This is a genomic window from Limnohabitans planktonicus II-D5 (assembly GCF_001270065.2).
Lineage (GTDB): Bacteria > Pseudomonadota > Gammaproteobacteria > Burkholderiales > Burkholderiaceae_C > Limnohabitans_A > Limnohabitans_A planktonicus.
In genome coordinates, this window is record NZ_LFYT02000110.1 from 1 (window position 1) to 980 (window position 980).

1 protein-coding gene is annotated in these 980 nt (G+C 63.5%); it reads left to right on the top strand.

Annotated features, from left to right (window positions below):
* On the top strand, positions 1 to 980 hold a 980-nt coding region (locus tag H663_RS41895), incomplete at both ends, for an Ig-like domain-containing protein (protein ID WP_165803988.1).

The following is a 980-nucleotide window of genomic DNA, read 5'->3' on the forward strand; positions in this document are numbered from 1 at the left end:
GTGCGACAGCGGCAGCATCTCAGGCGCAGGCACAGACAAAATCACGAACACAGGCACCCTGAGCCTGAGCAGCGTAGAAGCAGGCGGTCAGCTCGAATACAGCACCAACGGCGTGAACTGGGCCACCACCTTTGCAGCCGCCGAAGGCGTGAACAACGTCAAAGTGCGCGTGACGGATGCCACAGGCAACACCGGTGCCGTGGCCACCTACAGCTTCACCCTGGACACCCAAGCGCCTGCAGCGCCCGTCCTTGGCCTGGTGTGCGACAGCGGTGCTTTGGGTACCGACAAAATCACACAAACCGGCAACCTCACCGCGTCCTCCCTGGAAGCCGGTGCCACGCTCCAATACAGCACCAACGGCGCAGCCTGGGGCAGCACCTTTGCTGCCGGAGAAGGCAGCAACACCGTCTACGCACGCGTGGTCGATGCCGCAGGCAACACCGGCGCTGCCAGCCAACTGGTGTTCACCGTGGACACCTTCATCGTCAAACCGATCCTGACTCTCGCCTGCGACACCGGCACCCCGGGCGACCTGGTCACCATCGACGCCAGCCTGAACGTCCCCGGAAGCGCCACCGGCTCGGCCATAGAAGCCGGTGCCGTGGTCGAATACAGCACCAACGCCAGCAGCTGGACCAACACCTACAGCGCCATAGAAGGCAGCAACACCGTCTACGCACGGGTCCGGGACGCGGCAGGCAACATCGCCGTCTCCGACGTCCTCCGATTTGTGCTCAACACCAAAGCAGGCACCTTCACCGCAGGTCTGGACAACAACAGCAACAGCGGCGCCCTGACGGACCTGAGCACTTATTACGACACCCCCACCATCACCGGCAGCGGCTCAGAAGGCGACCGCATCAAAGTGACCATGCCCGGCACCGGCGAAGTGCTCACCACCGTGGTCGACAACAACGGCCTGTGGTCCGTCACGCCCACGCTGGCCATTGCCTCGGGCAATGTGCAAATCGAACGCA